7 protein-coding genes are annotated in these 7,263 nt (G+C 53.0%); 2 read left to right on the top strand and 5 right to left on the bottom strand.

Annotated elements, in window-relative coordinates; genetic code table 11:
* Positions 1-226, top strand: a 226-nt coding sequence (locus B4968_RS23615) for a hypothetical protein (protein ID WP_161492641.1), incomplete at its 5' end; no start/stop codon positions are given.
* Positions 227-462: 236 nt separating this feature from the next.
* On the opposite strand, the gene B4968_RS22050 is transcribed toward B4968_RS23615, so the two are convergent.
* The 5 genes from B4968_RS22050 to B4968_RS25470 form a co-directional block, all read right to left on the bottom strand.
* Positions 463-2,544, bottom strand: coding sequence for a putative bifunctional diguanylate cyclase/phosphodiesterase (locus B4968_RS22050; RefSeq protein ID WP_083101338.1), 2,082 nt, complete (start codon positions 2,542-2,544; stop codon positions 463-465).
* 326 nt (positions 2,545-2,870) lie between these two features.
* Positions 2,871-3,218 carry a hypothetical protein gene (locus B4968_RS22045; protein WP_083101337.1) on the bottom strand — a complete coding sequence of 116 codons (348 nt, stop codon included), beginning with the start codon at positions 3,216-3,218 and terminating at the stop codon, positions 2,871-2,873.
* 732 nt (positions 3,219-3,950) lie between these two features.
* Entirely contained in the window at positions 3,951-4,562 is a 612-nt protein-coding gene (locus tag B4968_RS22040; RefSeq protein ID WP_139792978.1) for a hypothetical protein, read from the bottom strand.
* Positions 4,563-5,536: 974 nt separating this feature from the next.
* Positions 5,537-6,520, bottom strand: coding sequence for a Y-family DNA polymerase (locus B4968_RS22030; RefSeq protein WP_161492640.1), 984 nt, complete (start codon positions 6,518-6,520; stop codon positions 5,537-5,539).
* Between the two features lie 4 nt (positions 6,521-6,524).
* Positions 6,525-6,749: a Y-family DNA polymerase gene (locus B4968_RS25470; RefSeq protein ID WP_161492639.1), complete on the bottom strand. Its 225-nt coding sequence runs from the start codon at positions 6,747-6,749 to the stop codon at positions 6,525-6,527.
* Between the two features lie 61 nt (positions 6,750-6,810).
* Between B4968_RS25470 and B4968_RS23605 the strand changes: the two genes are divergently transcribed.
* Positions 6,811-7,113 carry a hypothetical protein gene (locus B4968_RS23605; protein WP_161492638.1) on the top strand — a complete coding sequence of 101 codons (303 nt, stop codon included), beginning with the start codon at positions 6,811-6,813 and terminating at the stop codon, positions 7,111-7,113.
* The last annotated feature ends 150 nt before the right edge of the window (positions 7,114-7,263 follow it).

The following is a 7,263-nucleotide window of genomic DNA, read 5'->3' as shown; positions in this document are numbered from 1 at the left end:
TCTGCTTTGCTTGGTGTCACTGCTGAGCGCCTGTATGGGGCGTGGCGCTGACACCGCTCGATTGCCGGCGCCAAATGTGCCGGCCGATCTGTTGACGCCTTGCCCAGGCTATACCGGGCCGGTGCCGACAACTGAGGGGCAGCTTTCAAACGCCCTGATTGCCGAGGCGCAGGGGCGGGGTTGTGCCAATGGCAAGCTGGCGACGGTGGCTGAGATCCTAACCTAGATCGGTCAGGCCCTCCTATGCAGTTTGGGCGGAATGTGGTCATTCGCTGCATGCGCACACATCCTCACTCAGATCTGTGAAAGCGGTCTCTCAGAGCATGACAGTGTCAAAGGCAATGGTTCGACCGGCTCCAAGGTCAGCAATGCACGGCGGTATCAACGAGTATGCATGCCAATGTGCCGCCCGAATTCGACAAATTTTTGAAAGTGTAGTCCTTGTTAAAAAGTTCAGCCAAGCTAAGCAGATTCCTCCAATCCTGGACCTTTGCCTTCTTGATCAGAAATGATGCACAATTGCACGCCGCTTTTTGACACCGGCTTACCCAGCAGGAAGCCCTGAAGTTGGTCACAGTGCGTTGTTTTGAGCATTTCAAGTTGTTCTTGGGTTTCTACGCCCTCCGCAGTTATCTGCATGCCAAGAGTGTGGCCCAAACCAACAATTGTCTCGATGATCTTGGTGATTTCAGCGGCCCGATCTGAGAAGCCCTTCAGGAAAGATTGGTCAATTTTGACTTTGTCGAAGGGGAACTGCCAAAGATAGGCGAGGCTTGAATACCCGGTACCAAAATCATCCATGGCGACAGAAATTCCCAAGCCCTTCAGCTCCCGCAATTGCGTCAAAGTATCCAGGGAATCGTCGAGCAAGAAAGACTCAGTAATTTCCAATTCTAGCTGGGTCGAAGCAAGTTTCGACTCCCAAAGTGCTAGTTCGACGATTTCGGGGAGCTTTCCGCTCGCAAACTGACCGACAGACAAATTTACGGCAAGCTTCAGATTTCTTGGCCAGTTCGAAGCAAACGCACAGGCTTGGTACAAGACCCATGTGCCGATGTCTTCGATCAATCGCATATCCTCCGCGATCGGGATGAATTTCTCTGGGCTGATAGGGGTTCCGTCCTCGCGATTGAGCCGCAGCAATGCTTCAAATCCTAATAGCTTCCCCATCTTGGCAGAATAGAGTGGCTGATAATGGATCTCAAAACCGTCATGCTCCAATGCCCAATGCAAACGGCTTTCGATCTCGCGCCGAGCCATCAGCTTTTCATCCATCCAGGTCTCAAATACGCAGGCACGATTGCGTCCCTCAGATTTGGAATGGTACATTGCAATGTCTGCGCTCTTTATCAGTCGAGTGACGTCCTTGCCGTCATCCGGGGCCCGGGCGCTCCCCATGCTTGCAGTCGCAGCAACTGTATGATCGTTGGCAACTATTGGCGCACGTATGACCTCTAAGACTTTTTGGGATACAGAAGTCATGGCAGCGGAATCTTTGGCATTGCGTTGAAGAATTGCAAATTCGTCTCCGCCCAAGCGCGCAATAACCAAAGCGTTGTCAGCAAGATCAGACAGACGGCTTGCAAAGGTTCGCAAAACGACATCGCCAACCTCATGTCCGAAGGAATCATTGAGGTATTTGAAATTATCCACGTCCAGAAAATGGACGGCAAAGGCATCGTCCTGTGAAAAGCACTGTTCGACTTTTGAAATAAAGGTTTCCCTGTTTACAAGGCCGGTAAGACCGTCATGCGCCGCAAGGTAGTGGATCTCCTCATCAGCAGCATTTTTTGCTCGCAATGCGCCAAAATACGAAATCAGTGGGCCCATCGTGCTGAGCACGAAAAGTGCGACGATTGCGCCCGCGGCTTTGAGCAGAACACTCTGCTGCAGGGCGGCCTGTGCCGACAAATCTTGATAGAGCACAACTGTGCCAGCAAGGGCGCCATTTGAATCCGAGATCGGATGAATAAGTGATGCAAATGTCGCAGGTGTGGACCGGCCATCGCCAGTGTAGATCTGAAGAACGTGATGAACGGCTGCATGGGGATCATTGGGCGCCAAAACCGTTGTCGTGAGACCCTCTCCAAAATCAATGTTGGAAAGGCTTGCATGCGAATGTTGTGAATGGTCCGTTTCAGACGATGTCGCCTGTGTCATAATCTCAGGCCGCGGCAGGTGCGTGAGAGCCTGCTCCTCGTGCTCATGGGCATGATGGCTATCAGACGCGTCATCCGCTTCGCTGTGGAATGAACCGGTTGCGAGCACTTGGTTGCCGCGGTCATCGTAGAATTCGAACCGGAAAACATTCCCGATCACCGCAAGTCTGTTCAGCTCTGCCTCTGCTTCGCCTCGGTCAAAGGTTCCAAGAAGAATCTGATCGAGATTGGGCATTTCGCGCTCAATGTAACCAGCGAACTCCATCCCGCCTTGCCTTGTATATTCGCGCAGGATCGTGTTTTTGCCCGCACGCAATACAATTGTTGCACTGATCCCGGCGGCGAGGCCAACGACACAGAACAGTAAAAATTTTAAGTTCCACATCGGATCACCCTCACGTCATACTCAAGGCTATTGTCTCCCATTAAAGATTGAAGATCCGATGAACCGGTAACTCTGGGAGTTCTTCCAAGGTAGTTCTGCACATCCCATAGAGGCTACTGCACAGCCTGCTGTGGCGTGTGAAAGGAGAAATGCTGCGACATCAATCGTGAGGACAAAGCAGAAAGGGACCCAGCCAGTGCTCTCATAATAATACTGCGCTGAGAACGAATGACGACAATGCGGACTGCGACCGCAGCATCTTGAAGGTTGGATGAAGGTCGGCTTTGGGCCGTTCTTGACGCTACGCTAATGTGGTTAGACCCGGCTCACTCTACTTCGATAGCAATACCATCTTTCAAATTGAAAAAACGGATTTTCTCCCATTCCTCAGGTGGGATTACCTCCCCTTTCCAGTGAATGTATTTATCCATGCTGTCGTCGTCTGAGTGCACATTATACGTATACCCAAACCGCCAGCCCACTTCATAATCAGTGAAATTATTTCCGCCACCATTGCACCGCACTTCCAGTCTAGTAAGATCGCATTTTACACCGTAGCAAATAATTACCTCTGGAGCCTGTGAGGTACTGTCGGCCCCAAAATCATGACAGGCAGCCGTCGCCACCGAGCCCAAAGTGCAAAGAACCGAAGTTGCAAAGATGGTGTTTTTCATTAATAAATTTCCCGAGATAATAGCCTGTTTCGCCACCCTGGCGGGAAAATTGGACAAAATGAAGGCATGGCCTCCTAAATACCTTTGCGGAACTAGGAAAAGTTGCTGCTAGAAGGGCCAGACAAAAAATACAGCTTGTTGAATGCCTTGATGTTCTCGCGACGAAGATCTGACAGGCCCCGATTTCCCGACCTTCACCGTGCGTAACGCTGCGCGATACATGAATGGCCGATCTCAAGAAGCCGCAGCGCGGCACCAGCGCTGCTGACGGATGGCAGCTAAGGGCCGTTCGCGACCGTGATGGGAGGTGGAAGCGGTCCGAATTGCTGCACCATGCACATTTCGGCACGAAGGGCGGAAACCGGACGTTCGCGGCATGCCTAAAAAATTATTATGAAGACGCTAAAGCGGACCTTGATCGCAGGATCATATCCGTCGCGGTAAAGGTCGGCGAAAAGCTGAGAGCGTTGCGCACAAGACGTGACGCTCTTTCTTGTTGCCCTGAAACACTCTCAGTTTACGTTGGATGTCGCGATTTTCGTTCGTCATGAAAACTCCCTCCACCCCAAATTGGGTAATTTACCGGAAGTGTCCCGAGAGTCCGTACATATCTACAATCGGCTCGGTCAGCGGCAGCTTGCACTTGAGCGCGGGCAGCATTTATTTCACAGGTCTGGGGGGCAGCTTTGCGTGCGCCGCGTCCACGGCGGACTGTTCCTACAGCATCTACGCTCATCGATTCCGCTCCTCTAGCCATAGACGTTTTTCAGTCAGCAGATGGTCAAACAGATACGGCAAAGTCATCGTCCCCAACTCCGTCGACTGCCATGTACCCCCAATCGCCTTTATCAGCTTGAGCGTTTCCATGGCTCTGAACTCTCTCGCCTTGATCGAAGCATCGGCAATCGGCCTGTTGCGACGCAAAGAGGTGGACCGCATCATGTGTAGGAGTTTGCTTGGCAACCTGTCGAAGCTCTTTCGGTTCGCAGCGATGCCTTTGGACGTTCGCACTAGGTCTTTTTTGGTCAGGCTATCGACCAAGCTTGCAGCAAAAAAACCCAAAAGGTGGCGCCACTGCGCGTCCCGCAGTTGCCACTGCGCCATGGTTCCGTGAAGATCAACATCCACACGGTCCAAATAACCAAACCGAGTCAGGCGGCCATAAAGCTCATGTGTAACTGTTCCTTTGGATGTCATCAGTCCTGCAGTTTCGCCTGCGCGGGCGCTGTCTATCGCGCCAATCATCGCGGATCGGTCTCCAACGCTCAGGCTCTGGGCCAGGAAGAAACACTCTGCGAACCACAGCGGCGCTTCGACTTCATATGTTTCGGTCGATACCTGCATGGGCTCTTGCTCCCCATTCACAAGGCTGCGGGGCCGGTTCCTCAAAAGTCCAAACATAGCTAGAATGACTCCTGATCTGCCGGATCTGTCAGGCCGATCCAGATCGTTTTGGTTTCTGTGTATATGAGCCCAACTTTACCAATTTTCCGCTATGCCGCAATGTCTGCTATCACTACTGAGCCCACAAAAAAACGAGCGTTGTTGGACACCTCGTGGCTTATGAATGCGGCGTGAACAGACCTTGGTTGTGTCGAAACCCTCCTCCTTTGTTCCGAAGTCCGCTTCTGGGAAGCTGCGGCGCGGCGACGCAAAGTTCGGCCAATGTCGGCATTGGGCCGTTCTTGCCGTATCGTGCCATCTGGGCGGGCTACTTTGCAAATGTCGCAATCTGCGCTTCATTGCCATCCTTGCCTAGCGCAGCATCAGGCACATTGGGCTCTCGGCAGACCTTCGCCGCAAGCTAGACGTAGGTCACCTTAATTGGACTCTTGAAACCGACCCGGTTCGCACCAAAATAGGGTTCGCACGCCAGGTTGAGAAAGAAACAACTGAGCAGCAAGCTGGCAATTTTCTGAGTTGTATTTATCCCCTTCCGCCGCGTCGAAAGTAGCAACATGGATCCTCCACTCTGAGCTAACTATTGAGGAGCGGTAAAGAGTATAGATGCCCTCGCTTGCAGAAGCTTCGCTCACGACGGTGGCAGCAAACATAGCAATGAATACAGACTTCTTCATTTCGCCTCGACTTCAAATTGCGTTCCAAAATACCGGTTCCCCTAACTAGTCGCATACGGATAAAGTGACAACTTTACAGATCCTAGGTTTCGCGCGTACAGCGAATGTCGCCTTTTACGGGCCATACTTTAGCGACGATGCACATCGACCAACGGCAGGTGTGGGCCGTTCGCGCACTGCACCATGTCCAACGCCCCGTACTTTGCAAATATCGCTTCCTGCGCAATCCTGTCCTTGATGCTAGCCCCTGTCAAAAAAGCCCAGATGCTCCTGTTGAATTCCATGTTTTATGACAACCTTACCATAGCGGCGGTTGAGCTGGTCAATGGTTGTGGACAACCGTTCCGCAGTATTTGCCGCCCCGGCCTCTAACGGTAAAAAGAGCTCGGCGCTGCGGTCTTTTAGCAGCGTGAGCTTGGTCAGGTTTATGCTGATCGATGTTGAATAGTCGCGGCTTTTTGCAAAGCTGTCCGTCAGCGCATCGTAAATGGCGAGAAATTTTCGGGTGTCTTGACTGGGGGTGAGCGTTTGCTGCCAGTTGTGCCCGGGCTGCTTCCACAGGCTCGCGTAGATCGAAATGCGCCCGGCACAATAGCCATCACGGCGCATGCGGGCTACGGCTTTCTCGGTGAGCCAGCGGCCTACAAGGTGGGCTTTGGGCGCGGCCCAGTAGTCCGGGGCCAGTACCTTTGATTGACCATAGCCACCGCGCGAGGTCTCATTCAGGGGGATGTCCTCCCCCTGCAATGCCCGAACAAAGCGTTCGCCTTCAACGGAGTGCCAGATCTTGCGGGCGTGGCGGGGGTCGAGGGCATAGAGTTCGTGTACCCCCCACACATGCGCTTTGATCAGCCTGTCTTGCATCCGTTTTGAAATTCCTGGCAGGTCATCCAGCTTTAGGTGGGCGATGGCCCCGGGCATATTCTCGGGTGCCAGCCATTGCAGCCCATCCGGTTTTTCCAGCTTTCCGGCAATTTTTGCCAGCAGCTGGTTTGGGCCAATTCCAATGGAACAGCGCATCACCGCGCCAACATCGTCACGAATCGCGCGTTTGATGGCCTGTGCCAGATCCATGGCGGCCGGAAGCTCGCCAGTCAGGCCGCCAAGGCCGATCTGAAATTCGTCGATGGACCTGACCCGTTCTACCTCGGCAATCCAGTTGATGGCTCTGGAAATCGCCTGATTGGCCCGCGCATATAGTTTGTGGCGTGCCTGCAGGAACACGATATCAGGGCAGATTTGGGCGCGCCTCTGAAACCCGCATGATGGTTTTCACGCCCTGGGCTTTTGCCTCATAGCTCGCCGCGACAACCGCGCCAGCCCAATTGTTGTGCGGCCCGGTATGCAGTGCGGTGATTGCGACCGGCCTGCCTCTGAGTCGCGGGTTGACCTGCTGCTCGACGCTGGCAAAGAAGGCGTTCATATCAAGATATAGACAACGCATGTAGCTCATGCCCCAAACCTCGTGGCTGTACTGAATTTCAATTTGTTCTATATTTGTTCTCATGACTGAAATGAAAAAACAACTCTCAAATGTGGCCTTTGGAGGCAGTTGGTCAGAAGAAATTCTGAACACCTCCGAATTGTTGGATGCACTGGATGTCATCGCTCAGGCAGCGGATGACTGTGTCGAACGGGATGTGCGCTCCGCAGCGTTGGAGGCCGCGCTGACACGGATCCAGGCCAAAGTCGGGAAAGGCACTGAATTGTGTGATCAGTTCAGGCGGGCAATTGCTGAGCCGAACCACGGCCTGCGCATGCAAAATGCGCAACAGGCCGCGCGGCGGCTGCGACTATGGTGTGGCCCAGGTTCTTGATCTAGTTAGTGGGCATCACTGAACAAACCATGGTCTAGCGATCACTTTATTTATCATAATTCGCCTTATGAGGCGTTTGGAGTGCGCCATGGCACATTTTGAGTTGGGGAAGGCGGCTCCCAGCCCTTTCTAGACATTAGCCAATGTACC

This window comes from Pseudophaeobacter leonis (genome assembly GCF_002087335.1).
GTDB lineage: Bacteria > Pseudomonadota > Alphaproteobacteria > Rhodobacterales > Rhodobacteraceae > Pseudophaeobacter > Pseudophaeobacter leonis.
Note: the sequence above shows the minus strand (reverse complement) of the source record. Positions and strands in the feature narration are given on the sequence as shown.